Below are 22,514 nucleotides of genomic sequence, written 5' to 3'. Positions count from 1 at the left end.
CGCAGCGGTTCTTTAACGAAACAGCCGCAGCTTCCGGCAAATTTTTACAAGCATCGCCCCTTTTGGCATCTCTAGCATTTCCGCTTCCGTGATCCCCCGCAGCAGGATCAGCGCCACTCCGTATGTAAGCATTGCCACAAGAAGAGCCAGCACCGTTGCAAATTTGTCTCCTACAAACAGTTCTGCCAGAAGATGGACTACAGTGGTGCAGACAGCCATGATGGCAGAGGCCAGAATAGGGATCACAAAGGTCTTCTTCTGCTCCTGGACATACCCGATCCGTTCCCGAAGCGCGTGGGCATTCAAAATGCAGATGACTCCGGCAAACACGGTTTTACTTAGTACCACCGCATAGATATTCCACTTAAAGGCCACCAGCATCAAAAGCAGGGCGATCACATGGAGAACCAGGGCAATGGCCGCATTTTTTACCGGGGTGATCATGTCGTCCAGTCCCTGGAGCACAGAAGTGGTCACGGTAGACAGACAAAAGAGGACGACGGAAAAAGCTCCCAGTTGAAGCATCAGCGCCGGTTTTGTATTGTCCTGCGTGTAGAATAGAAGATCCAGGATGGGCTTTGCCAGAATGACCAGCCCCACAGCGCTGGGGATGGAAAGTATCATGTTGAATCTGGTGGCCGTCGTGATCTTTCTGTGAATCTGCCTGCGGTTCCCCGTCTGTACTGTAGTCACCAGACTGGGGATCAAAGAAGAAGCCAACGCCGTAGACACTGCTAGCGGCACGCTGGTAATGGTTCCGTACTGACCGCTGAACATCCCCAAAAGCTTGGCATATTCCGTATATTTATATCCCTGGGCGGACATGACCGTATTGAAAATAGCGCTGTCCACAAAGTCGCTGATATTGTACACCGTTGCCCCCAGGACTACCGGCGTAATGGTCAAAAGCAGTACCTTGTAGATGGCTCTGTAGTGCTCGTTACGGCTGTGGATATCTCTGGCCATCTGCCGTCTCAGGATCTTTTTATAGGCTAAAAACAACAGGATCAAAAACAGCAGGGCGATCCCCGCTCCCAAGATCGTACCAATGGTTCCTCCGGCTGCCGCATAGGCCGGACCATAGGAATCGTTGCCCTTTGCCTTGGCAATATCAGCCCCTACGCGAAACAGCACATAGGCTCCGGCTATGGAAGCAACCGCATTTACCACCTGCTCCACCACCTGGGAAATGGCCGTAGGGATCATGGATCCGATCCCCTGAAAAAATCCCCGGAACACGCCCAAAAGCGCAACTACCAGAACGCAGGGAGCCAGTATCCGCAGCGCATATACACTCATTTTCATGATCATAATGTCGGTGGCGATATAGTCTGCTCCTAAAAAAATCACCAGACTGATCACTCCGCCTGACAGGATGGCAAACGCCAGGGCTCCCTTAAATACCCGATAGGCATTTTTTACTTCTCCCACCGCCATCCTGGCTGAAACCAGTTTGGACACTGCCAGCGGGAGGCTGTAGGACGTCAGCGTCAGAGCCACGATATAGATGGAAAACGCCACACCGTAATAGCCGATCCCCTCATTCCCCACAATGTTTGTCAGGGGGATCCGGTAAACGGCTCCAATCAGCTTCGTGATGACGCCCGCCACTGCAAGGATGGTTCCCTGTATTAAAAAGTTTTTTTCTTTTTTTCCTTTTTGTGTTGCCATGCCATACCTCTTTATCTAACGTAATAGGTTCAGTTTTTTCATGATCTGTCTCTGCAGCTCTTCCATTTCCTGCCGCTGCAGCTCTTCCATATGGTCGTAACCCATTAAGTGTAACATAGAATGGACGATTAAAAAAGTATATTCTCTTTCTATGCTGTGTCCAAATTCTTCCGCCTGCTCCAGCACCTTTTCCTTGGACAGCACGATATCTCCCAGAAGAAGCCTTCCTGTCTCCGGGTGGAACAAAAACGTTTCTTCCTGAAATCCTTCAAATTCTCCCGGCGTCTCATAATCCGCCATGGGAAACGACAGGACGTCCGTTTCTCTGTCAATCCCCCGCTGTTCCGAATTGATCTGCCGGATCTGGGGATTTTCTGTCAAAAGCAGGTTCACTTCCGTTTCATAGGGGCATCCCACAAAAATAAGAGCCTCCTCCACTGCACGTTCCGCCAGTTTTTTCACATCCAGAGGCAGACGCTTGTCCCCCTCCTCTTCTATATACAGATACATTTAGGTTCTCCTTTTCGTTTCCTTCTTTTTGTAAGAGGTATCCTGTTTCTTTTCCCGGCCGGCGCGAAAGCCTCTCGTTTTCCGTGCCTTTTTTTCCTCGTATTCCTCGTAAGCCTTTACGATCTTCTGCACCAGCGGATGGCGCACCACGTCTCTGCTGGTCAGCTGACAGATCCGGATCCCTTCCAGATCGGCAACTACCCGGGATGCCACGTCCAGACCTGAGATCTGTCCCGCCGGAAGATCCTTCTGGGTAGCGTCTCCTGTCACAACCACCTTGGATCCGAATCCGATCCTGGTGAGAAACATCTTCATCTGTGCCGGCGTAGTGTTTTGCGCCTCGTCCAGTATGATGAAGGCATTATCCAGCGTCCGTCCTCTCATGTAGGCCAAAGGAGCCACCTCAATCAGTCCTTTCTCCGAATTCTTTAAAAAGCTTTCCGCTCCCATGATCTGATACAGGGCGTCATACAACGGTCTTAGATAAGGGTCGATCTTACTCTGAAGATCTCCCGGCAAAAATCCCAGCTTCTCTCCCGCCTCAATGGCAGGCCGGGTCAGGATGATGCGGCTGACTTCATTTCTTTGAAAAGCCGTGATGGCCATCGCCATGGCAAGATAAGTCTTTCCCGTTCCCGCCGGTCCCAGTCCGAACACGATCATGTTTTTGCGGATGGCATCTACATAATCCTTCTGCCCCTTTGTTTTCGGCTTGATCGGTTTTCCCTGAAGGGTATGGCAGATCAGGTCTTTCTCCAGCTCCAAAAGGGCGTCTTCTCCCTCTTCCATGACCAGGGAGATGGCGTAATCCACCTTTTGTTCCTCAATCGCCGCTCCTGTCTGGGACAGCTTTGTCAGCTGCGTCAAAACTGTTTTCGCCCGCTCCGCTGCCGCCGCCTCCCCCATGATCTTTAGCTGCTCTCCTCTTGCCACCAAAGTCACGTGCAGTGACCGTTCTATTTTTTTTGCGTAGCGATCCAACTGTCCGAACACATTGCTTTCATGTCCGGCAGGGATCTCCATGGTAAGTTCCGTAAGTCCCATTCCCTCTCTCCTTCTCCGTGCATGTTTTAGAAGAATTCTGTCCTGCCTTCTTCTGATCCGGCAGGCTTTACCGTTTTCCTGTTATTTGTGGTACGGTTCTTTGTTTATGATCCGAAAACTCCGATAGATCTGTTCCAGCAGCATGACCCGCATCAGTTGATGGGGATAGGTCAGCCGCCCGAAGCTCAGGGCATAATCCGACCTTTGAAGCACCTCTTCTCCCAATCCGATGGATCCGCCGATGACAAAAGCCAGATGACTGATCCCGGAAATTCCCAGACTTTCTATTTTTTGGGCAAGCTTTACGGAAGAAATCTCTTCCCCCTCGATCTCCAGGGTGATGACAAAGGCATTTTCGGGGATTTTTTTCAGGAGCCGTTCCCCCTCTTTGCTTCGGATTCCCTTTTCTCCCGCCGGGGATAAATGCTCCGGCGCTTTTTCATCTGCTACTTCTTCCATTTCCAGCCTGCAATACTTTCCCAGTCGCTTGGCATACTCTTTTACTGCATCCTTTAAATAGGACTCTTTTAATTTTCCTACCGTTAAGACCGTAATCTTCATGTTTCCCCCATCTTATCCCAACGCCACATCCAGAATCATCATCACAACAAATCCAAAGGCAAATCCCAGCGTCCCCACATTGCTGTGTGCTCCTTCCGCCGATTCGGGGATCAATTCCTCCACTACCACATAAATCATGGCGCCGGCGGCAAAGGCCAGAAGAAACGGAAGCGCCGGAGTAATGTAGGCAGCCAGCAGCACTGTGATCCCTCCCGCCACCGGCTCTACCAGTCCCGACAGCATTCCATAGATAAACGCTTTCTTCCTGCCATGATCGTCCCGGACCGGCAAAGATACAATGAACCCTTCCGGAAGATTTTGGATGGCGATCCCGATAGCCAGAGCAAAGGCTCCTGCCAGCGTCACCTTGGTGTTCCCCGCCAGCACGCCGGCAAAGACGGCTCCTCCCGATATTCCCTCCGGAATATTATGGATCGTCACTGCCAGGATCAGCATGGTGGAACGCTTCAGGGAGGACTTTGGTCCTTCGCTTTCCAGAGTAGCCGGATGCAGATGGGGAATCCACCGATCCAAAAGAAGCAGGAAAAAGATCCCTGCGATAAATCCGACAGCGGCCGGCAAAAATGCCAATCGCTCCAACTGGTCTGACATTTCCATGGCCGGTATCAGAAGCGACCACACCGACGCCGCCACCATGACTCCTGCCGCAAATCCCAAAAGAGATTTCTGCACCAGGTGGTTCAGTTCTTTTTTGATAAAAAACACGCAGGCTGCACCTGCCGTCGTTCCAAGAAAAGGGATCATCAATCCCCAGAAAGTTGCTACCAATCTTAAATTCTCCTTCCCACAGCTCTCATTCTTATCTCCATTGAAAGAAAGACGCAAACACCAATGGTCTACGTCCTTCTTTTCTCATGCAACATCTATGCTTCTTCTCTTTCACCGGACAGGTACTCGTGGATTCCCTTTGCGCCTGCCTTTCCTGCACCCATTGCCAGTATTACGGTGGCGGCTCCTGTCACTGCATCTCCTCCGGCATAGACAGCCGCCTTGGAGGTTTCTCCCGTCTCCTCGTCTGCCACGATACATTTTCTCCGGTTGGTCTCCAACCCTTTTGTAGTGGCTGCGATCAGGGGGTTGGGAGATGTTCCCAGTGACATGATCACCGTATCCAGTTCCATATCAAATTCAGACCCTTCGATTTCCACCGGTCTTCTTCTTCCGGAGGCATCCGGCTCGCCCAGTTCCATACGGATCACCCGCATACCCTTTACCCAGCCGTTGTCATCCACCAGAATTTCCTTGGGATTGGTAAGAAGATCAAAAATAATTCCCTCTTCCTTGGCATGATGCACCTCCTCCACTCTGGCAGGAAGCTCCGCCTCGCTTCTTCGATATACGATATGAACTTCCGCCCCCAGACGAAGAGCTGTTCTTGCCGCATCCATGGCAACGTTTCCGCCTCCGATCACGGCTACCTTCTTTCCGGCTGCGATGGGCGTGTCATACTCCGGGTCAAAAGCCTTCATCAGATTACTTCTGGTCAGATATTCATTGGCCGAGAACACTCCGTTGGCCGTTTCTCCCGGAATTCCCATAAATACCGGAAGACCTGCCCCCGAACCGATAAACACTGCTTCAAAGTCCTCTTCCTCCATCAGCTGGTCTATGGTCGTAGACTTCCCAATGACCACGTTGGTTTCAAACTTTACACCCAGTTCTTTTACCTTTTCAATCTCTTTTTTTACAACCTTCTCTTTGGGAAGCCTGAATTCCGGAATTCCGTAAACCAAAACGCCTCCCAGTTCGTGAAGGGCTTCAAACACGGTCACCTCATATCCCAGCTTTGCCAGGTCTCCCGCACAGGTCAGACCTGCCGGTCCGGATCCGATCACCGCCACCTTGTGTCCGTTGGAAGCCTCCGCCTTCTTCGGCTTGATATCATGCTCCAGGGCATAATCCGCCACAAACCGCTCCAGCTTCCCAATGGACACCGGTTCTCCCTTGATCCCCCGGATACACCGGCACTCGCACTGTGATTCCTGCGGGCACACCCTTCCGCAGATAGCCGGAAGCGCTGAGGACTGACCGATCACCTCGTAAGCACCTTCAATGTCTCCTTCTTTTACCTTGGTAATAAATCCCGGAATATTAATAGACACCGGACATCCCTGGATACACCTTGCATTTTTACAGTCCAGGCATCTTGCCGCCTCCTCCGTTGCTTCTTCCAGATTATATCCATAGCAGACTTCTTCAAAATTAGTCGCTCTTTCTTTTGCATCCTGCTCTCTTACCGGTACTCTCTTCAACATATCTCCCATTAGTTGTCACCTCCGCATCTTCCGCATCCGCCGTGATGGGTATCGCCTTCCTGTAATTTCAGTGTTGCGCGTCCTTCCTGCGTCTTGTACATCTGCTGACGTTTCATGGACTCGTCAAAATTAACCAGATGTCCGTCAAACTCCGGTCCGTCTACGCAGGCAAACTTGATCTCATCGCCCACATGAAGCCGGCAGGCTCCGCACATACCCGTTCCGTCCACCATAATGGGATTCATGCTGACGATCGTAGGGATCTCCAGCTTTTTCGTAAGGAGACAGACAAACTTCATCATGATCATAGGACCGATGGCAACACACAGGTCGTACTTCTTTCCCTCTTCTGTCACCAGCTGCTCGATCTTGGTAGTAACCATACCGGCATGACCGTAAGAGCCGTCGTCTGTACAGGGATAGTAATTTCCGGATACCGCCCGCATCTCTTCTTCCAGGATCAGCATATCTTTGGTCTTGGATCCGACGATCACATCCACGTCGATCCCTCTTTCTTTCATCCATTTTGCCTGTGGATAAACAGGCGCTGCTCCCACGCCGCCTGCCACAAACAGGATCTTTTTCTGTTTGAGACTGTCCGGGCTTTCGTTTACAAACTCTGAAGGAACTCCCAAAGGTCCCGTAAAGTCCTGGAAGGAATCTCCCTCCTTCAACTCTGCCATACGATAGGTAGAAGCACCCAGCGTCTGGAATACGATGGTTACAGTCCCCGCCTCTCTGTCATAGTCACAGATAGTCAGAGGAACACGCTCTCCCTTATCGTCGATCTTTACAATGACAAACTGTCCCGGCTCACAGTGTCTGGCAACACGCGGAGCCTCCACGTCCATTAAATAAATCAAATCCGCTAATTTTTCAGCCTTTACAATCCTGTACATCCTGTGCCCTCCTAATTTTTTCTACTTTCTCCATCATAAAATATTTAGGGGAAAATAGCAAGGCAGAATCCTTCTTATTTTTCAGTTTTTTCATGGGATTTTGTTAAAATTGTTTCAATATAGTTTCCTTAATTTCCCGGTTCCAACAGATAGTTCCGAGTAGTCACCGCACTTGTTTTCCCCTTTTTATTGACCAGGATAGCCTTAAACAGCGTTTCTCCCTGCGGCATCTCCACTGGTCCTGTGTACTTGGTGGAAGAAGTGGTGGGTTCTGTTTTATCCAGGGTATAGTAAGCCTCATACCCTTCCGGAACCTTGATCTCTATTTGCTTTGCCTCCGAATACTGTCCCGTCGAAGGAGAAACAGCCGGGGCATCCTCCACCGGAAACTCCACCATATAGGTCTTTTTCTGGGGAAGACTTGGGATATTTCTTTCATCTACCGCTATGGCGATGATCACGGTTTCTCCCTCTTCCAACTGGATCGCCTCCGTATACTCCTGACTTTTCAGCGTAGGCGCTGTCCCGTCTGTTGTGTAACGGATCGTCTGCCCCTTCTTCGCACGAAGGGTCAGCTCCTGCACGTCGTCATAGACCGGCACGTCATCCAGACTAAATCCCGGTTTCTTTATCACATAATCCTTCAGCGCTTCCGCTACCGATTCCCGGGCGTCCTCCAAAAGCGACGGGATCTTCTCCGTTTCTTTTTCCCGCATATAATATCGGATCAGCGCTTCGTAGATCTCCACATTTCCCGGCTGCTTTTTTATTGCCTCCTGAAACAGGGGTTCTGCTTTTTCTTTCTCTCCCGCGGCAACATAAGTTTTTGCAAGTCCTTCGTATGCTCCCGGCTTCTTTTCATTTTTTTTCAGCGCCCTTTGAAACAGGCTTTTCGCTTTCTCATATTCCTGATTTTGAAGAGCCTTTTTCCCTCTTCCCACCAGACCGCTGTAGGTTGTCCGGTAAAGCCCGATCCCTCCCAGGATCAGTACCAGGATCAGAAGAACCGCTACTCCCAGAAATCTGAGCCTTCTCTTTTTTTGCGCCTGCCGCTTTCTGGCTAGCTGTTTTCTGCGCCTTTCCCGTTCGTCATAGGAAGACTTCTTTGGGGAAGAGGTCCAGGTGCTCTGCCGCCTTCTTTGCATCGTGCTTTCTGCCGTTGTATTTCTGCTGACCGGATCGGAAATATTTCTGCCGGAAATTTCTCCTGCCAGATAGTCTTCCAGGGGGTTGTAGTCCGGAACCATCTGTATGGCATATCCGCATCGTCTGCACCGCATTTCTTCCTCTTTCATGAAGGATCCGCAATTTGGGCATTTCATACCGCACACTCCCTTCTTTCCTCTCTCCTTATCTATTCTCTGCCGTTTCGCCGAGGAAGTCCTCAAATTCGGCTGACGTCATCAGGACCTTCCTGGGCTTTGTCCCTTCTTCCGGTCCCACGACCCCGGCCTCGCACAACTGATCCATGATCCGGGCCGCCCGGTTGAATCCTATCTTAAAGGCACGCTGCATCATTCCGATCGAAGCTTTTTCCTTGTCGGTGATCAGCCTTCCCGCCTCCGCAAAATAGGCGTCTTTTTCTTCCCCGCCTGGCGCAGATCCCTCTGCTTTTTCTCCAAAGTTACCGGCATTGACCTGGGTGATCACCTCTTCGTCGTAAGAAGCTTCCTGATGATTGGACTTCAGGAAATGCACCACATCCTGTACCTCCTTGTCCGTCACGAAAGCGCCCTGGACTCTTGCCGGCTTCTGATAGCCGGTGGGATAAAACAGCATGTCTCCTTTTCCCAGCAGCTTTTCCGCTCCGTTCATATCAATGATGGTTCTGGAATCCACTCCGGAAGAAACAGAAAACGCAATACGGGACGGCATGTTTGCCTTGATCAGTCCCGTAATGACATTGACGGAAGGTCTCTGGGTAGCGAGTACCAGATGGATTCCCGCCGCCCTGGCCAGCTGAGCCAGACGGCAGATAGCTTCCTCCACATCTCCCGGAGCCACCATCATCAGATCTGCCAGCTCATCCACAATAATGACGATCTGCGGCATTTTTTTGGGCTTTTCTCCCTCTTCCGTATCGGGAAGATGAGATATTTTCGCGTTGTATCCTTTGATATCCCGGACATTCATGGAAGCAAACTCCTGATACCGTCTTGTCATCTCCGCCACGCCCCAGTTCAAGGCTCCGGCTGCTTTTTTAGGATCTGTTACCACCGGGATCATCAGGTGGGGGATATCGTTGTAAACGCTAAGCTCCACCACCTTCGGGTCGATCATGATCAGTTTTACTTCTTCCGGCGACGCCTTATACAGAATACTCATGATCAGCGTATTGATGCAGACAGATTTTCCCGAACCTGTCGCTCCCGCGATCAGCACATGCGGCATTTTGGCAAGGTCTGCCACCACCGGCTTGCCGCCGATATCCTTTCCTGCTGCAAACGCAAGGCGGGACTCGCTGCGCTGGAAAGCTTCCGATTCCAATAGATCCCGCAGCATTACCGCTGAATTTTCCTTGTTGGGCACCTCGATCCCCACCGCCGCTTTTCCGGGAATCGGCGCTTCGATCCGGATATCTGCCGCTGCCAGATTTAACTTGATGTCATCTGACAGGCCTACGATCTTACTCACCTTCACTCCCATCTCCGGCTGCAGCTCATATCTGGTCACGGAGGGACCGCAGCTGATATTGGTCACCGTCACATTGACGCCGAAAGTCTTTAACGTCTGCTGCAGCTTCATGGACGTTTCCCTGAGGCTGGCATCAGATTCTCCCGTCCCCCGCTTTCCTTTTTTCAGAAGGGTAAGAGGCGGACGTACATAGGTGTGAGGACGCATGGAGGACTGCCTTACCGCCTCTTTTTCCACTTCCTCAATTCCTTTTTTCGCCTCGTTTTTCTCCAGATGCTTCTTTCTCTTTGCCGTCAGAGCTTCCTCTTCCGGAAGCTCTGCCTCCTCCTGCCTTGTGTCTCCCCTTTGGATCACCGGAACCGGTTCTGTTTCTGTTTTTTCTCCTGCCTCTTCTGTCTTTTGATCATAGGACGACAGCTCTCTTACTTCCGGAGACGCCCCTACGATGGAAGTATCGAAAGAAACGCCCTCCACTTTTCTGTCTCTTCTTTTCCGTGCTCCCGGCAGAGGCACAAAAGCTTCCTCCCACGGAAGCTCTTCCTCCTGTGCTTCTGTCGCTCTTTGTGCTTCCCGAAAAGCTCTTTCTTCCTGTCTTTTCTGTCTGACAGCCTCTCTTTTGGCTGATGCGCTCTCCCGGATCCTCTCAAACAGTCTTTGACCATGATCCCGAATCCCCTTCAGCGCAGACTTGCCCGACAGATAGACAAAGGAAAGGATCAGAAGGACAAAGGTGATCACATAGGCCCCTGCCACTCCCAGATTGGGAGCCAGAAGCTGTTCCATTTTCCCTCCCATGCCGCCTCCTTTTCCATCCATCAGCTGAAGCAGGGTGCAGACCATGACAAAGCATAAAACAGAGGCCAGAAGTTTTCCGTATACCCTTTTGTTGCGTCTGTTGGCCACACCAAAAATAGTCCCAAAAAACAAGAGGATCGGAAGGGGATAGGACATCCACCCAAACCCACTAAAAAGAAGACCGGAGATAAAGCGGCCGACTGCTCCGCCTATCCCCAGATTGCTGATAAACATCAATACATACAGTGTCAGCAGCGTCCAGATAACCGTTTCCAGTTTCAGAAACCCCAGATCTCCTCCGGATGTGCCGGCTTTCTTTCTGCCGGTTCCGGTCTTCCTCGCTGCCGTCTTCCTTTTTCCGGTTGCCCCGGTTTTTTTTGTGCCGGTACTTCTTTTTGTTGTCTGTGTTTTTTTGGTGGACTTTGCCGCCATGTTTTTTCCCCCTTAATGTGTACAGGTCCCCCCGTAAGATCTCTGCAGGTGTTTCACCATGTCCACATATCGTTCTTTGCACATCTCGTTTTGTCCCGCCCTGATCAGAGAAAGACATTCCGTCAGTTCTTTTTTATACAGTCTTTCATAAATCCTTGCCGCGTCTTTCCGCATATCCAGACACTGCACCAGCACCGGAGCCGTGTCGTAATAGTCCTCCACCAGCATCCTGCCCTCTTCCGTCGCCAAAAGATATGTATCCCGGTAGCTGCGCAGCATCGTCAGTTCTTCACAGTCATCCGGCAATCCTCTGCTTTTGCAGATGGCTGTCGTAATATAGCAGAAGCCTTTCTTAAATCCTCCGGAAATTTCTTCATAGGAAGATTCCTGCAGGATCAGCGGCATCATTTTTTTCTCATTCCATCGGATCACCATTTCCTTTGCCAGTCTGGCAGGACCCTCCTGTCTGGAATACTTCAACAGAGGAACGATGTAGACCGCCATGCTCATATTATAATCCACCATCTGTACCTCCCGTTTTCCTTTGGACAGATGGGAAAGCTTTTCCTGGGCATAATCCGGGATGATCCCCGCCGTCCGATCCAGGAAATCCTCCTCTGACTCATAAGATTCCTGAAGCGCCTCCATGAGAGGTCTGTGCTTCTCAAAAAGCGATTCAAACAGATCCTGATATGTCTTCTTTTTAAAATACTTTATCTGTCCCAGCATTTCCTCAAACAGCTGCGGGAGCAGCTCTGTATAATCCTTCATCCTGTTCTCCTGACTCTTATGCTTCCATTTCCCAGTTGTGGTACACATCCTGCACGTCGTCGTCATCCTCCAGCAGATCCATCGTCTTTTGGATCCCAGCGATGTCCTTTGCATCTGTCAGCTTTACATACGTCTGGGGGATCATGGTCACCTCTGCTGCCGCCATAGGGATCCCCTGCTCTTCCAGCGCGATCCGCACCTGACCAAACTCTTCCGGAGCCGTCACGATCTCGTAGCTGTCCTCCTGCTCCTCAAAGTCTTCTGCTCCGGCATCCAGAGCCAGCATCATCAGTTCGTCTCCGTCTCCCTCGTACTCTTCCTTGTCAATAATGATCTGTCCCTTTTTATCAAACATAAAGGAGACACATCCCGGCGTTCCTACGCTTCCGCTACCCTTCGTGAAAGCATTTTTTACGTTGGAGGCTGTCCTGTTCTTGTTGTCAGTCAGGGTCTCCACAATAATAGCTGTGCCTCCCGGCCCGTATCCTTCGTAGGTAATATGCTCGTAGTTTGCCGCGTTGGCGTCCCCGTCCGCTTTTTTGATGTTGCGTTCGATGGTATCGTTTGGCATATTGTTGGCCTTCGCCTTTGCGATCACATCCCGCAGGCGGCTGTTATTGGCAGGATCCGCACTTCCGCCTTCCTTGACTGCCACTGCCAGCTCCTTCCCCAGTTTGGTAAAGATCTTTCCTTTGGCGGCATCGTTTTTTTCTTTTTTATGTTTGATGTTTGCAAATTTAGAATGTCCGGACATCTTTTTCTCCTTCACTTGATTTTTATCACACGTTGCCTATTCTATCATTCTTCTTTTCTTTTTTCAATCTTAACTCTCTGAATGATATTGTTGTCCACCTGGAGGATCGTAAAAAGCCAGCCTTCGTATTCTACCTGTTCTTTTTCGTCCTCGGCAGGGATCCGATCCAGCTGTGCAATGAGAAATCCGTTCAGCGTCTCGTATTCCTCCTTTTCAAACACCACCGGTATCACTTCTTCCAGCTCTTCCAGCTCCATCAGTCCCTTTGCCAGGTAGCTCCCGTCTGCCTGACGGAGGATCTGGATCTCTTCTTCGTCATATTCATCCAGGATATTTCCTACGATCTCCTCCAGGATGTCCTCCATGGCTACCAGACCCGAGGTCTGTCCGTACTCGTCCAGTACAATGGTCATGTGGCTTTTTTCCGCCTGCATTTCCCGAAACAGCGTATCAATGCTCTTTGTCTCGGGAATAAAGGTTACCGGTCGGATATATTCCGCAAGCTCCCGGATGGGAACCTGTCTTAGTTCCTCCCGGAAATAAGCCGTCATAGCGTCTCTTAGGTGGAGGATCCCGATGATCTCATCGATATCCTCCCCGTAGATCGGAAATCTGGAAAAGCTTTCGGACAGCATAAATTTCAGCGCCGCCTCCAAAGATTTATTCCCGTCGATGGCCACGATATGCTTTCTGTGGGTCATGATGTCGCCGGCTTCTTTGTCCAGATACCTTAAGATATTGCGGATCAATCCCGCCGCTTCCTTTTGTGTTTCTTCTCCCATCTCATCCTCTGTCTGAAACAGATATTTCATGCGATGGAATAAACTTCCTTCTTCCATAAGCTGTTTAATTTCTCCTTTTTTGATGCTTGCCTGCGCATTTCTATGCGAAATAATCGATCTGCGCCACCCGTTTTCCGCCTCTCCAGTATTCCCGGGGAACGCGTTTGCTGATATCGCAGGCAAATTCATAATTAAACCTTTCGGAAAGCTCTGCCAGGATCTGGATGCTGATCTCTTCCTTTCCGTCTCTTCCTACCAGTGTCACTCTGTCTCCAAATGCCGTCCCTTCTATTTCGGTCGCATCTACCATCATCTGATCCATGCATACTCTTCCCAGAATAGGCGCTTTCTGGCCCCGGATCAACACATATCCCTTGTTGGAAAGACTTCTGGGATATCCGTCCGCATATCCGATGGGAACGGTGGCGATCCGTGTAGGTCTTTCTGTCACAAAGGTTCCTCCGTAACTGACAGGGGTTCCTGCCTCCACCCACTTTACGTGTGCCACATGACTGATCCACTCCATAGCCGGCGTCAGCTTTACCGCCTCTTTCTTCACTTCCTCGGAGGGATACAGTCCGTAGATGGCGATCCCTGCCCGCACCATATCCATATTTGCTTCCGGCATATCAATGATAGCGGCGCTGTTGGAGCAGTGGTAGATGGGAAATGTCACGCCTTCTTCCTCCAGCCTTCTGCGGACAAAGCAGTATGCCTCGATCTGCCGGTTGGTAAACGTTTTGTCTGTCTCGTCCGCCTTTGCGAAGTGGGTAAACATCCCCTCTGCCTTCAAACCGGGCAGACCTGCGATCTGCCGGATCTGTTCTACACTTTCTTCTCTGGCCGGAAATCCGAGTCTGGACATTCCTGTATCCAGTTTCACATGCACATAGGCATCCTTCCCCATTTCCTGTGCAAGGTGTGCTATCTCCTCTGCCATTTTCACAGTATATACCGTCTGCCGTATCTCATGGGAGATCGCCTCTGCCCTCTGTTCCGGAAAAATACAACCAAGCACCAGAACCGGCTTTTTTACTCCGTCTTTCCTCAGAACCATCGCCTCGTCCAGCGTCGCCACGGCAAATCCCCAGAGATATTCTTTTTCTTCCAAAAGATGTGCCACCGGCAGGGCTCCGTGGCCACAGCCGTCTGCTTTCAGAACGGTCAGCATCCTGGTGCCTTCCTTCAGGTTCGCTTTCATCTGTTCCACATTGGATTCAATGGCATCCAAATTGATCTTCGCACAAGCTCTTGCATATGTTTTCATCTTTCTTCCTCCTCTTTCCATACCCTTCCCAGACTTTCCAGAAAATCTTTTTCCAAAACACTGTAGCTTCCCTTTTGCTCTCTCGCAAGGTCTGCCGCCCGCCCGTGGAGCCAGACCCCCAGCGCTCCCGCCTCCCAGGGATCCATTCCCTGTGCCAGAAGCGCCGTCAAAATACCGGACAGGATGTCGCCGGATCCTGCTTTGGCCACCGATTGGTTCCCCGTCAGGTTCAAAGCCATCCTCCTTTCGTCTGCCACCAGGGTCCTGGCATCCTTCAGGATACAGGTCACCTGATAGTCTCTCACAAATTCCCGCAGGACTTCTATCCTCTCTTCTTTCCACCGCTCTGCCGGGCACTGCAGCAGCCGGCTCATTTCCCCGATGTGAGGCGTCAGTATTACCGCTCTTCCCAAAAACTGCTTTCTCTTTAGCTTCCTCTGTGCCAGAAGATTCAGGCCGTCTGCATCGATCACGCAAGGAAGGCCGCTTTCTTTGAGTACGGTTTCCAGGATCTGATCCGCATCGGCTCCTGTTCCCATTCCCGGCCCGATGGTCACTGCATCCGCCCAGTCCAGCAGTTCCAGCAATTGATTTCGGTCAAAGCTTTCATATTCACTGACCATCGCCTGGGGCAGAAGGGTCTGCAAAATGACCCTGTTTTCTGCCGGAGTATAGATTCGCACCATCCCCGCCCCGCTCATATAAGCGGCCTGTCCGCTTAAATAGGCTGCTCCCGCCATCCCTCTGCTTCCTGCTATCAGAAGGATTTTTCCATAAGTCCCCTTGTGGGAATCTTCTTTCCGAAGCGGCAGAAGCTGTCGGTATTCCTCCTGTTCCAGAAGAAAGCAGGCGTCCTTTTCCTGAACCCCGTCCAAAGAGATCCCGATATCCCTGCAGAGGATTTCCCCCGCATACTGCTTCCCGGGAAAGAGAAAGAGACCTGGCTTTTCCGCCTGAAAGGTGACGGTTACCTGCGCTTTTAATGCTTCTCCGTAGATCTTTCCGGTGGAGGCGCAAACGCCGGAAGGCACATCCACCGCCCAGACTTCTTTTTTCATGGCGTTTAGACGCCGGATCAGCTCCTGATCCCGGGGCGACAGTTCCCTGGAAAGACCCACGCCAAACATAGCGTCCACCAGCAGATCGCCGTCCTCCTCCCGGTATTCTTTCTCCATCCGGCATCCCCTCTCCAATAGGCGCTGCATCTCCCAGAAAAAAAGCGGACTGCCTTTTTTTGATCGCCTGTGACCACCACCGTCACGTCCACATTCCGCTCCTTCAGGATCCTGGCAATAGCAAGGCCGTCTCCTCCATTGTTGCCTGTTCCGCATAAAACACAGACCCTGGGCAGATCCGTCTTTCTTTTCAGCAGCGCCTCCACAAAAGCAAAGGCCGCCCGCTCCATCAAAGTCTCCGCCGGGATCCCTTTTTGTGAGATGGTGTATGCGTCCGCCTGTTTCATCTGCTCTTTTGTCAGCAGCATTCTCACCGGCTCTTCCCCTCCTTCATAAAAAAGGACGTGTAACAGCAAGACTGTCCTCCCCACACTCTCTTTGTTACACGTCTGTATGTATCGTTATTTGCGATGTTCTTCCTTGTATCTGCTGATATTATAAGACAACTGCATCAGACTTTCTGACAGATGCACGTTTTCCACAATGATATGATCCGGAAGATTCAGATCTGTGTGGGCAAAATTCCAGATCGCCCTGACTCCGTTTTCCACCAGACGGTCTGCAACTTCAAGCGCCTTATCTTTCGGAATCGTCAAAACGGCGATCTCCACCTCGTTATTCTTCACGAAAGAATTGATCTCATCCATCATGCGGATGGGAACTCCTCGGATCGTCACTCCCTCCAGTCTGGGATTTACATCGAAGATCCCTTTCAGGATAAACCCTCTGCTCTCAAAAGCGGCGTAATTGGCCAGCGCCTGTCCCAGATTTCCTGCTCCGATGATGATGATGTTATGATCCTGCTCCAGACCCAGGATCTTTCCGATTTCCGTGTAAAGATATTTGACATTGTAGCCGTATCCCTGCTGTCCGAATCCGCCGAAATTGTTCAGGTCCTGACGGATCTGGGATGCCGTCACTTTCATGCGCTTGCTCAGGTCATTTGAGGAGATCCTTTCCATTCCATTTTCCAAAAGTTCTCCCAAATAACGATAATATCTTGGCAGCCTGCGGATCACAGCCTGTGAAATTTCTCTTTCTTCCACTATTTTGTCCTCCCATAGGTTTTGTCGCTATCATTTTGTCATTATTATATAGAATTCCATTTGGAGATGTCAATATCAAATAGAAATATTTTTTTAATTTTTTATCACCATAATTTCTCCAGACCTTTGTCTTCCTGATTTCCGGAAAATATACCAATATATAGGCAACAAAACAAAGCCAAGACCCCTCTTGACTTGCTGATCTACTATTCTCTACCCAGCCACCTTTCCCGGATCAAGCGGAAGAAAAGCGTGAAACTTCCTTTTCAAACATTTCATCCGCCGTCAGATACCCAAAAATCCGCCTAGGCTTTTTGTTGATCCATTCTTCTATCTCCGAAATCTGTTTTTTACTGTACCTTTTAATACTGGTATGCTTCGGAATCCTATAACGGATCAATCCATTGTTCCGTTCATTACTTCCCCTTTCATATGCTGCATATGGATGAGCGTAGTACACCTGAATGCTCCTGGACTTTTCCAACTCGTGCAGCCTCGAAAATTCCGAACCATTATCACTTGTGATCGTCTGAAAAATACTTTCTACATGCCCGGCTCTTTTAAATATGCGAGACAGCCCTTTTCTCACTTCCTCATTCGTTTTTCTTTTAATCTTTTCGATAAACTCCTTCCGTGTCTTTCTCTCCGTGAGTACAAGCAATGCTTCATCCTTTTCAATCTTTCCAATCACCAGATCAATTTCCCAATGTCCAAAGTCTGCACGCAAATTTACTTCCTCAGGTCTTTTTTCTATACTGGTTCCAAAAATCCGTTTCTGTGTCGGAATCACCACTTGCTTCTTTCTCCTGTAACGAACCCTCAAAGGCAGATCTATATTACGGACGTGTACCAACTGTTTTTCTATGTAAGAATAGAAAGTAGTCGTACATACCATTTCCTCCGGAGAAAACAATTTCAACTTCTTAGCTCTTCCAATAATTCCATCCACACTTTGCTTCTTTTCTAAAATTTCACGTTCAACATATGCTATAAACTTCTTACATTCTTTTCTATCACATCTGTACGGTTGCATGCACGCTTTTCTATTCTGCTCATACCTGTACTGTCCCGCTTCCGGAAAATATCGTTCTACTTCCTTATATCCCTTTTTTATCTGTTTTACCGTTCCTCTCTGAATCTCTGCTCGAATCGTAGACGCTGAACGTCCCAGTTTCTTTCCGATTGCATAATACGATGATCCCCTCTCATACATTTCTGCAATTCTTCCACGCTCAAAAGAGGACAAATGTTTAAATGTTCTCTTCTTTTTCATATCTCATTCCTATATTGATAATCTACTATCCTTTTCCTCTAAATCAAAAAAAGGGAGAACCTAACAGTTCCCCCTTAACCCACTCTTTAAATTACTTCTCCACATTCATAGACAGTCATAATACTTACATCAATGTCATCATTCCAATATACAGTCATGCCGTTATGAAAGAGTTTACCTTTCTTAAATAACTCCGGCTTATCGATTAACCTTTGAACAATTGGATGTCTGGGGATTAATCGCCTCATATCATATCGCCTTTTTTCTCCATCTGTAAAATCCACTTCCAACACTCCATCTCCAATCAATCTAAGATCCTTTCCCCTGTAAGACAACATACATATCCCTCCTTTTTATTTATATGGTTCTATTCTAATAAACTCCTGTGAATTCCAAATAAATAATAGCTCCTCCTGATGAAGCGATACCCACTCTTTTATAATTTCTTCTTTCTTTTTAGGCAAATTCCCCTCTACAAATTCTCCTGTCCTTATATCTATCATACAGGAATGTTCTCCGCTTACCACATGAATATGCGGCGGATTATGCTCCCTTTCAATAAAATTCATAGAAATCTTCATTCCTGCAAACATACTAATTACTGGCACTTTTCTTTCCTCCATTTTACCATAAGCTTCTATATTTGTCTTCATAAACTTTTACACCCTGAGGATTTCAAAAACCCCGTTTTTACCCCATATAAATTGACCGTTAAGCTCCATGTCTCGCCCCATAGATTCATAGTCAATATAGTCCCTTACTTCCTTAGGCACTTCTTCCAGAACTCCCTTTTCCTTAAGACAAAACTCAGCTAAATCACAGCTTTCATGTATTCCATCATAGAAAATTATATTCTCCACATTTTCTATGATTGCCTCCACATTTCCATAACGTCCCACTAACACTTTCACATCCTTTTGGAAATCTTCCGGCAGCTCCTCGAAACATGCCCACTCTTTATTCAATTCTTCCAAAGACATATACTCATCAACCGGAAACGGCAAATCTGAATCATGAATAGCGATCTCCGCTTCTCCATTGCGAAGATTTAACCGTGAATCTACCTCATCCGGATTCACCGGCATAGAAAACCAGCTTCCTAAATCCTTTCCTTCGGTATAAGCTTTTAAATTAACAATGTATACTCGTCCTTCCATTTCTGCTTCCTCCTATTTTAAAAATGGATTATCGGCAGCGTACTCTCCTTCTGCGTACCACATACGCTCTTCTAATGTCTCCAACTCATCTTCCACGTGTCCTAAATAAGAAAAAAGTGGGACGTCGGAATAGATCTTCCTGAACATAGAATCCTTCCGCATTTGACAAAATAGTTTCTCTGCTTCCGCTTTTCTGCGGAGCAATTTCTTTCTTCTGTCTCTGATCCACACCCACTCTTTCCGTTTTTCATCTAAATTTCTCATTGTTTCACGGTTCCCTTACGCTTACTGGCGATCCACGATTTTCCAGTTATCACCTTTTTTCAGTTTTAAGTGATATTGAAACGTCTGCAATACCTTTGAATCCTTTCTCTCATACGTCACAAATACTTCCACTTCTGCTTCTTTCTTATTTCCGGAAAGGATCGCCACAACAGGTTGATCCTTTAATTCAAAATTTGGATCTTCCATCCTGGGCATTACTCCCCCTTCACATAATATTTCATTTCAGATGCTTTCAAAGACGGATAAACCTGGAAGAAATCCTTCAAAAATAAATGAATCTCTTTTTTCAAAGAATCTTCCACTGTCGGATCAGAGACTGCCTGCTTCGGAACATATGAGACAAATTTAGAAATATTCACCGGGACAGGAAGCCTGGTCACTTTCATTCCTTTTTTCTCGGCATGAATCACAACCTGATAGCATTCTTGCACTCTTTTCTTTTTAGACTGTGCAGTTTCCTCTTCTTCTGGCTGCTGTACCAACTGATATACCAGTTCTGCCGTAATAGCATAATCTCTCCCTAAACGCTTCACATTCCAGACCCTTACATCTTCTACTGTAGAAGCAAGCTTCTTTTCAGTCTGTCTGTTCATATCCATTCCGTAATCCAGAAGTGTTTCCGGCAAAAACTTGCCCAACTGCTTCTCTCGCTCTTCTACCGTTGTTTCTTCTGTCCAGGAAAAATACACCTTCAAAAAATCAGAAGCAAAATTTTCCAATGCATTCGTGTCCAGCAAGACTTCCTGAACCACTTCCTTTTCATGCACTGTATGACGATCAATTCCAGTAAAATTCTTATAAACTGCAAAAGCAAAACCGCAGCCAAACAACACCCATAAAAAAATGGCTCGGTATACTTTTCTACCAAGCCAACGATCAGATCTCTTTACAATCCCTTGTGATTCTTTCTTTTTTTTCCTTTTTTCCTCCTTTTTTCGTGTTCTCTCTTCTTGCTTTTGTTTTCTCTTCTGCTCTCTGGCAGAAACATACTTCTGATCAGAAATTTCCTGCGCCAACTGCACGTTTCCTGTTTCCTGTAAAATCTTCTCTTTTTCTTTTCTTCTGCCTTTCTCTTCTCTTCTAAAAACACTTCAATCATCAGGTTTTTTTCTAAATCCAGTGTAACAGAGGCATAACCTAATACCTCCGCCATCTTTAAAATCTCCTCCGGCTCCATTTTTTCCAATTTACTTCGCAGCATCAAAATTTCCATAACATCATTCATCATACCATTCACTCCTTTTTCCGAATCTCTTTTCCAGCAATCTATTCCTGATAAGCAAACTCTACCGCCTGTATATCCTTATGAAATTTACTTTTAATATGCCGATAAGGCTTTGAAATATCCTCATGCTGGAAAGTCAAATAAACAGTTACAATGTCCCCTTCCAGCTCTATTCCCGTTACATAAACACTTTTACGATATTCTTTCTGATCTTCCAGCCACGCCATCAAAGTCAATTCATAAATCTTATATTCTTCTTTGGTCAACTGTTGCTTCAATTCCACCCGTTCGTGTATCTTTAATGTGTCCGGCTCATAGACTCCTTCATCATCAGCGATTCCACCTTCTTCCTTCGGTAATAATTCTTCCTCATCTGGAAGAGGAACCATTTCCTCTGCCTTTTCCTTACTCCACTTTTTCGAAGTAATTTCTTCCTTCAAAGCTGCTTCTGTCATCTTTGCCTCTTGTTTTTTTGTTATCTCTTTTCGCTTCTCCTTCACCTGTTCCTTCTTTACTGCTTTCCCACTATCTTCCGTTTTTTCAAAATAGTAAAAACACGCACAGCCAAGTAATGCAATCACACACGCCAAAATCCGATCCATACTCTTCTTTTCTTATTCATGGGTACTCCTCCTAATATTCTGATGGAAACAAAATAGTTATCGTGCCTTCATCACGTTTGATCCACACCTCTTGATTCTGTTCATCCGCATAAGCCCCTAATGCAAACGCTGGTTCCGCATCATTTAATGCCCTATCTTCTCCACCTACATTTCCCCAGTCTCCATTTAAAAATCTTCTAAGGCTCTCCTGTACAAAATCAAAAAACTTATGGTCTTTCTCACAATGATAAGAAACCCCTCTTGTTAAAACTATCATTTTTCATTCCTCCTGGTTAATATCAGTCCATTAAATTAATCGGCATAACCCATCCAATCCAGCCAGTGTGTCCCTGGCACGTAGCGGTCTGCCAAGCCAAAAATTCCGACATGGTTTCTACAGCAAAATATCCTTTATTGTTCGCCACCATCCCATTCCCCAGATAAATTCCAACATGACCATAAATCGAACCATCATACCCCATCCGGAACTGCACACCACTGCTCCTGGCGGAATATTTCCTTGATCCGTAGAACCCGTATATTTATAGTTATTCCACATATCAATCGCATTACCAGAGATGGAACCAAGCCCTGCTGCCTGATAGACGCCAGATACCCAGGCTGCACAATAATTTGCTGTACAAGGAAAAGCAGAACGATTCCCTCCGGCAATAGCCACCACTTGTTTCATCTTTTCAGTTATTTTTCCATTGTAAACAACATTGGCTGGAAAACCAGATCCACCCTCCTTCAGCTTCAGGAACTGTTCATACGTCAAGTTATCAAACTGATACAGATTATACTGTTCCATAATTTTCACATTATGTTCATAATATACCTGACTGGTTGCCCAGCTACTGGCAAAGGCTTTGCAATATTGGTTTGCCTGCTCTTTGGTATACTTCCCATCATTTAAATTTTTATACTGGTCACACGCTGCATAGTAACTAAGCGTTGTAATCATCAAGGCTCTATCATAAATACAGTCTTTATAACTTTTATATTCTGAAAAACCAGCCTGAATGGCATACATTCCACCTCCTGCCGCTTGTTCTTGTGTTCCCATGACAGCAACCCCTGAAACATAAGGACTTCCACTCCTTCCTTTTATTCCAAATAAGTTTTTATGATAATAAGCCAACCCAGACATTCCGGCGCCGTAACTTCCTGTGCTTTCCACGATCGCCTGAGATAACCGGTGGATACTGGCACTCCATATTCTTTTTGCGTCCCGTAAAAGCTTCCATCATCTCGTCCGTAATCCACGCCGGAAGGTTATATCCAGCCCACTCTGTACTTCCTCCTACCGTCTCTTCTTCCACAGATCCCGCAAGAAGTCCAACCAACAGAAATAA

General features: G+C 47.9%; 27 protein-coding genes. All 27 read right to left on the bottom strand.

Annotation, left to right across the window (positions count from 1 at the left end; genetic code table 11):
- Positions 1 to 12 precede the first annotated feature (12 nt).
- Entirely contained in the window at positions 13 to 1,671 is a 1,659-nt protein-coding gene (locus tag FYJ34_RS00860; RefSeq protein ID WP_154475393.1) for a putative polysaccharide biosynthesis protein, read from the bottom strand.
- A 15-nt stretch (positions 1,672 to 1,686) separates the two neighbouring features.
- A complete protein-coding gene (ybeY, locus tag FYJ34_RS00855; protein WP_154475391.1) occupies positions 1,687 to 2,181 on the bottom strand; it encodes an rRNA maturation RNase YbeY in 495 nt (164 codons plus the stop codon).
- Entirely contained in the window at positions 2,182 to 3,225 is a 1,044-nt protein-coding gene (locus FYJ34_RS00850) for a PhoH family protein (protein WP_154475389.1), read from the bottom strand.
- An 81-nt stretch (positions 3,226 to 3,306) separates the two neighbouring features.
- Positions 3,307 to 3,786: a 23S rRNA (pseudouridine(1915)-N(3))-methyltransferase RlmH gene (gene rlmH, locus FYJ34_RS00845; protein ID WP_154475387.1), complete on the bottom strand. Its 480-nt coding sequence runs from the start codon at positions 3,784 to 3,786 to the stop codon at positions 3,307 to 3,309.
- A gap of 12 nt (positions 3,787 to 3,798) precedes the next feature.
- Complete coding sequence (locus tag FYJ34_RS00840) at positions 3,799 to 4,575, bottom strand: ZIP family metal transporter (protein WP_235899158.1); 777 nt, start codon at positions 4,573 to 4,575, stop codon at positions 3,799 to 3,801.
- A gap of 95 nt (positions 4,576 to 4,670) precedes the next feature.
- Complete coding sequence (gltA, locus tag FYJ34_RS00835; RefSeq protein WP_154475385.1) at positions 4,671 to 6,071, bottom strand: NADPH-dependent glutamate synthase; 1,401 nt, start codon at positions 6,069 to 6,071, stop codon at positions 4,671 to 4,673.
- Entirely contained in the window at positions 6,071 to 6,961 is an 891-nt protein-coding gene (locus tag FYJ34_RS00830) for a sulfide/dihydroorotate dehydrogenase-like FAD/NAD-binding protein (RefSeq protein WP_154475383.1), read from the bottom strand. The genes gltA and FYJ34_RS00830 overlap by 1 nt, the downstream gene beginning before the upstream one ends.
- Positions 6,962 to 7,089: 128 nt before the next feature.
- The gene (locus FYJ34_RS00825) at positions 7,090 to 8,283 is read right to left on the bottom strand and encodes a chitobiase/beta-hexosaminidase C-terminal domain-containing protein (RefSeq protein WP_154475381.1); all 1,194 of its coding nucleotides are present in this window, start codon (positions 8,281 to 8,283) and stop codon (positions 7,090 to 7,092) included.
- 28 nt (positions 8,284 to 8,311) lie between these two features.
- Entirely contained in the window at positions 8,312 to 10,822 is a 2,511-nt protein-coding gene (locus FYJ34_RS00820; protein WP_154475379.1) for a DNA translocase FtsK, read from the bottom strand.
- Positions 10,823 to 10,834: 12 nt separating this feature from the next.
- The gene (locus tag FYJ34_RS00815) at positions 10,835 to 11,593 is read right to left on the bottom strand and encodes a CFI-box-CTERM domain-containing protein (protein ID WP_154475377.1); all 759 of its coding nucleotides are present in this window, start codon (positions 11,591 to 11,593) and stop codon (positions 10,835 to 10,837) included.
- Between the two features lie 16 nt (positions 11,594 to 11,609).
- On the bottom strand, positions 11,610 to 12,347 hold the full coding sequence (locus tag FYJ34_RS00810) for a YebC/PmpR family DNA-binding transcriptional regulator (RefSeq protein ID WP_154475375.1): 738 nt from the start codon (positions 12,345 to 12,347) through the stop codon (positions 11,610 to 11,612).
- A 44-nt stretch (positions 12,348 to 12,391) separates the two neighbouring features.
- Positions 12,392 to 13,186 carry a hemolysin family protein gene (locus FYJ34_RS00805; protein WP_154475373.1) on the bottom strand — a complete coding sequence of 265 codons (795 nt, stop codon included), beginning with the start codon at positions 13,184 to 13,186 and terminating at the stop codon, positions 12,392 to 12,394.
- Positions 13,187 to 13,229: 43 nt separating this feature from the next.
- Entirely contained in the window at positions 13,230 to 14,396 is a 1,167-nt protein-coding gene (gene alr / locus FYJ34_RS00800) for an alanine racemase (RefSeq protein WP_154475371.1), read from the bottom strand.
- Complete coding sequence (locus FYJ34_RS00795; protein WP_173017040.1) at positions 14,393 to 15,571, bottom strand: NAD(P)H-hydrate dehydratase; 1,179 nt, start codon at positions 15,569 to 15,571, stop codon at positions 14,393 to 14,395. The genes alr and FYJ34_RS00795 overlap by 4 nt, the downstream gene beginning before the upstream one ends.
- Positions 15,472 to 15,927, bottom strand: coding sequence for an NAD(P)H-hydrate epimerase (locus tag FYJ34_RS00790; RefSeq protein ID WP_154475367.1), 456 nt, complete (start codon positions 15,925 to 15,927; stop codon positions 15,472 to 15,474). The genes FYJ34_RS00795 and FYJ34_RS00790 overlap by 100 nt, the downstream gene beginning before the upstream one ends.
- Positions 15,928 to 15,972: 45 nt before the next feature.
- Positions 15,973 to 16,617, bottom strand: coding sequence for a redox-sensing transcriptional repressor Rex (locus FYJ34_RS00785; RefSeq protein WP_276959228.1), 645 nt, complete (start codon positions 16,615 to 16,617; stop codon positions 15,973 to 15,975).
- Positions 16,618 to 16,852: 235 nt separating this feature from the next.
- Positions 16,853 to 17,890, bottom strand: a complete 1,038-nt coding sequence (locus tag FYJ34_RS00780; protein ID WP_154475365.1) for an IS30 family transposase — start codon at positions 17,888 to 17,890, stop codon at positions 16,853 to 16,855.
- A gap of 86 nt (positions 17,891 to 17,976) precedes the next feature.
- The gene (locus FYJ34_RS00775) at positions 17,977 to 18,228 is read right to left on the bottom strand and encodes a DUF2442 domain-containing protein (RefSeq protein WP_154475363.1); all 252 of its coding nucleotides are present in this window, start codon (positions 18,226 to 18,228) and stop codon (positions 17,977 to 17,979) included.
- A gap of 15 nt (positions 18,229 to 18,243) precedes the next feature.
- Entirely contained in the window at positions 18,244 to 18,543 is a 300-nt protein-coding gene (locus FYJ34_RS00770) for a DUF4160 domain-containing protein (RefSeq protein ID WP_235899157.1), read from the bottom strand.
- 6 nt (positions 18,544 to 18,549) lie between these two features.
- Positions 18,550 to 19,047, bottom strand: a complete 498-nt coding sequence (locus FYJ34_RS00765; protein WP_154475361.1) for an antirestriction protein ArdA — start codon at positions 19,045 to 19,047, stop codon at positions 18,550 to 18,552.
- Between the two features lie 285 nt (positions 19,048 to 19,332).
- Positions 19,333 to 19,518, bottom strand: coding sequence for a conjugal transfer protein (locus tag FYJ34_RS00760; RefSeq protein ID WP_173017039.1), 186 nt, complete (start codon positions 19,516 to 19,518; stop codon positions 19,333 to 19,335).
- A gap of 8 nt (positions 19,519 to 19,526) precedes the next feature.
- Positions 19,527 to 20,084 (bottom strand): conjugal transfer protein, encoded by a 558-nt coding sequence (locus tag FYJ34_RS00755; RefSeq protein WP_173017038.1) that lies wholly within the window; start codon positions 20,082 to 20,084, stop codon positions 19,527 to 19,529.
- Between the two features lie 134 nt (positions 20,085 to 20,218).
- Positions 20,219 to 20,560 carry a hypothetical protein gene (locus FYJ34_RS12670; protein ID WP_173017037.1) on the bottom strand — a complete coding sequence of 114 codons (342 nt, stop codon included), beginning with the start codon at positions 20,558 to 20,560 and terminating at the stop codon, positions 20,219 to 20,221.
- Positions 20,561 to 20,598: 38 nt separating this feature from the next.
- The gene (locus FYJ34_RS00750) at positions 20,599 to 21,159 is read right to left on the bottom strand and encodes a hypothetical protein (RefSeq protein WP_154475355.1); all 561 of its coding nucleotides are present in this window, start codon (positions 21,157 to 21,159) and stop codon (positions 20,599 to 20,601) included.
- A gap of 31 nt (positions 21,160 to 21,190) precedes the next feature.
- A complete protein-coding gene (locus tag FYJ34_RS00745; protein ID WP_154475353.1) occupies positions 21,191 to 21,436 on the bottom strand; it encodes a hypothetical protein in 246 nt (81 codons plus the stop codon).
- A 117-nt stretch (positions 21,437 to 21,553) separates the two neighbouring features.
- Positions 21,554 to 22,309 (bottom strand): glucosaminidase domain-containing protein, encoded by a 756-nt coding sequence (locus tag FYJ34_RS00740; RefSeq protein ID WP_235899441.1) that lies wholly within the window; start codon positions 22,307 to 22,309, stop codon positions 21,554 to 21,556.
- On the bottom strand, positions 22,284 to 22,514 hold a 231-nt coding region (locus tag FYJ34_RS12845), incomplete at its 5' end, for a hypothetical protein (protein ID WP_206671414.1). The genes FYJ34_RS12845 and FYJ34_RS00740, both read right to left, overlap by 26 nt.

This window comes from Suipraeoptans intestinalis, from assembly GCF_009696485.1.
Classification (GTDB): domain Bacteria; phylum Bacillota; class Clostridia; order Lachnospirales; family Lachnospiraceae; genus Suipraeoptans; species Suipraeoptans intestinalis.
This window is presented reverse-complemented; position numbering and strand designations above follow the sequence as displayed.

What these genes read in the sequence shown, in the direction of transcription:
- FYJ34_RS00760 (WP_173017039.1), bottom strand. Translation starts at nt 19,518, where the DNA reads ATGGAAGATCCAAATTTTGAATTAAAGGATCAACCTGTTGTGGCGATC.
- FYJ34_RS00740 (WP_235899441.1), bottom strand. Translation starts at nt 22,309, where the DNA reads ATGTCTGGGTTGGCTTATTATCATAAAAACTTATTTGGAATAAAAGGA.
- FYJ34_RS00770 (WP_235899157.1), bottom strand. Translation starts at nt 18,543, where the DNA reads ATGAAGACAAATATAGAAGCTTATGGTAAAATGGAGGAAAGAAAAGTG.
- FYJ34_RS00780 (WP_154475365.1), bottom strand. Translation starts at nt 17,890, where the DNA reads ATGAAAAAGAAGAGAACATTTAAACATTTGTCCTCTTTTGAGCGTGGA.
- FYJ34_RS00765 (WP_154475361.1), bottom strand. Translation starts at nt 19,047, where the DNA reads ATGGAAGGACGAGTATACATTGTTAATTTAAAAGCTTATACCGAAGGA.
- gltA (WP_154475385.1), bottom strand. Translation starts at nt 6,071, where the DNA reads ATGGGAGATATGTTGAAGAGAGTACCGGTAAGAGAGCAGGATGCAAAA.
- FYJ34_RS00810 (WP_154475375.1), bottom strand. Translation starts at nt 12,347, where the DNA reads ATGTCCGGACATTCTAAATTTGCAAACATCAAACATAAAAAAGAAAAA.
- rlmH (WP_154475387.1), bottom strand. Translation starts at nt 3,786, where the DNA reads ATGAAGATTACGGTCTTAACGGTAGGAAAATTAAAAGAGTCCTATTTA.
- FYJ34_RS00820 (WP_154475379.1), bottom strand. Translation starts at nt 10,822, where the DNA reads ATGGCGGCAAAGTCCACCAAAAAAACACAGACAACAAAAAGAAGTACC.
- FYJ34_RS12670 (WP_173017037.1), bottom strand. Translation starts at nt 20,560, where the DNA reads ATGATGAATGATGTTATGGAAATTTTGATGCTGCGAAGTAAATTGGAA.
- FYJ34_RS00805 (WP_154475373.1), bottom strand. Translation starts at nt 13,186, where the DNA reads ATGGAAGAAGGAAGTTTATTCCATCGCATGAAATATCTGTTTCAGACA.
- FYJ34_RS00745 (WP_154475353.1), bottom strand. Translation starts at nt 21,436, where the DNA reads ATGATAGTTTTAACAAGAGGGGTTTCTTATCATTGTGAGAAAGACCAT.
- FYJ34_RS00850 (WP_154475389.1), bottom strand. Translation starts at nt 3,225, where the DNA reads ATGGGACTTACGGAACTTACCATGGAGATCCCTGCCGGACATGAAAGC.
- FYJ34_RS00795 (WP_173017040.1), bottom strand. Translation starts at nt 15,571, where the DNA reads ATGGAGAAAGAATACCGGGAGGAGGACGGCGATCTGCTGGTGGACGCT.
- ybeY (WP_154475391.1), bottom strand. Translation starts at nt 2,181, where the DNA reads ATGTATCTGTATATAGAAGAGGAGGGGGACAAGCGTCTGCCTCTGGAT.
- FYJ34_RS00830 (WP_154475383.1), bottom strand. Translation starts at nt 6,961, where the DNA reads ATGTACAGGATTGTAAAGGCTGAAAAATTAGCGGATTTGATTTATTTA.
- FYJ34_RS00825 (WP_154475381.1), bottom strand. Translation starts at nt 8,283, where the DNA reads ATGAAATGCCCAAATTGCGGATCCTTCATGAAAGAGGAAGAAATGCGG.
- alr (WP_154475371.1), bottom strand. Translation starts at nt 14,396, where the DNA reads ATGAAAACATATGCAAGAGCTTGTGCGAAGATCAATTTGGATGCCATT.
- FYJ34_RS00775 (WP_154475363.1), bottom strand. Translation starts at nt 18,228, where the DNA reads ATGTTGTCTTACAGGGGAAAGGATCTTAGATTGATTGGAGATGGAGTG.
- FYJ34_RS00860 (WP_154475393.1), bottom strand. Translation starts at nt 1,671, where the DNA reads ATGGCAACACAAAAAGGAAAAAAAGAAAAAAACTTTTTAATACAGGGA.
- FYJ34_RS00815 (WP_154475377.1), bottom strand. Translation starts at nt 11,593, where the DNA reads ATGAAGGATTATACAGAGCTGCTCCCGCAGCTGTTTGAGGAAATGCTG.
- FYJ34_RS00750 (WP_154475355.1), bottom strand. Translation starts at nt 21,159, where the DNA reads ATGGATCGGATTTTGGCGTGTGTGATTGCATTACTTGGCTGTGCGTGT.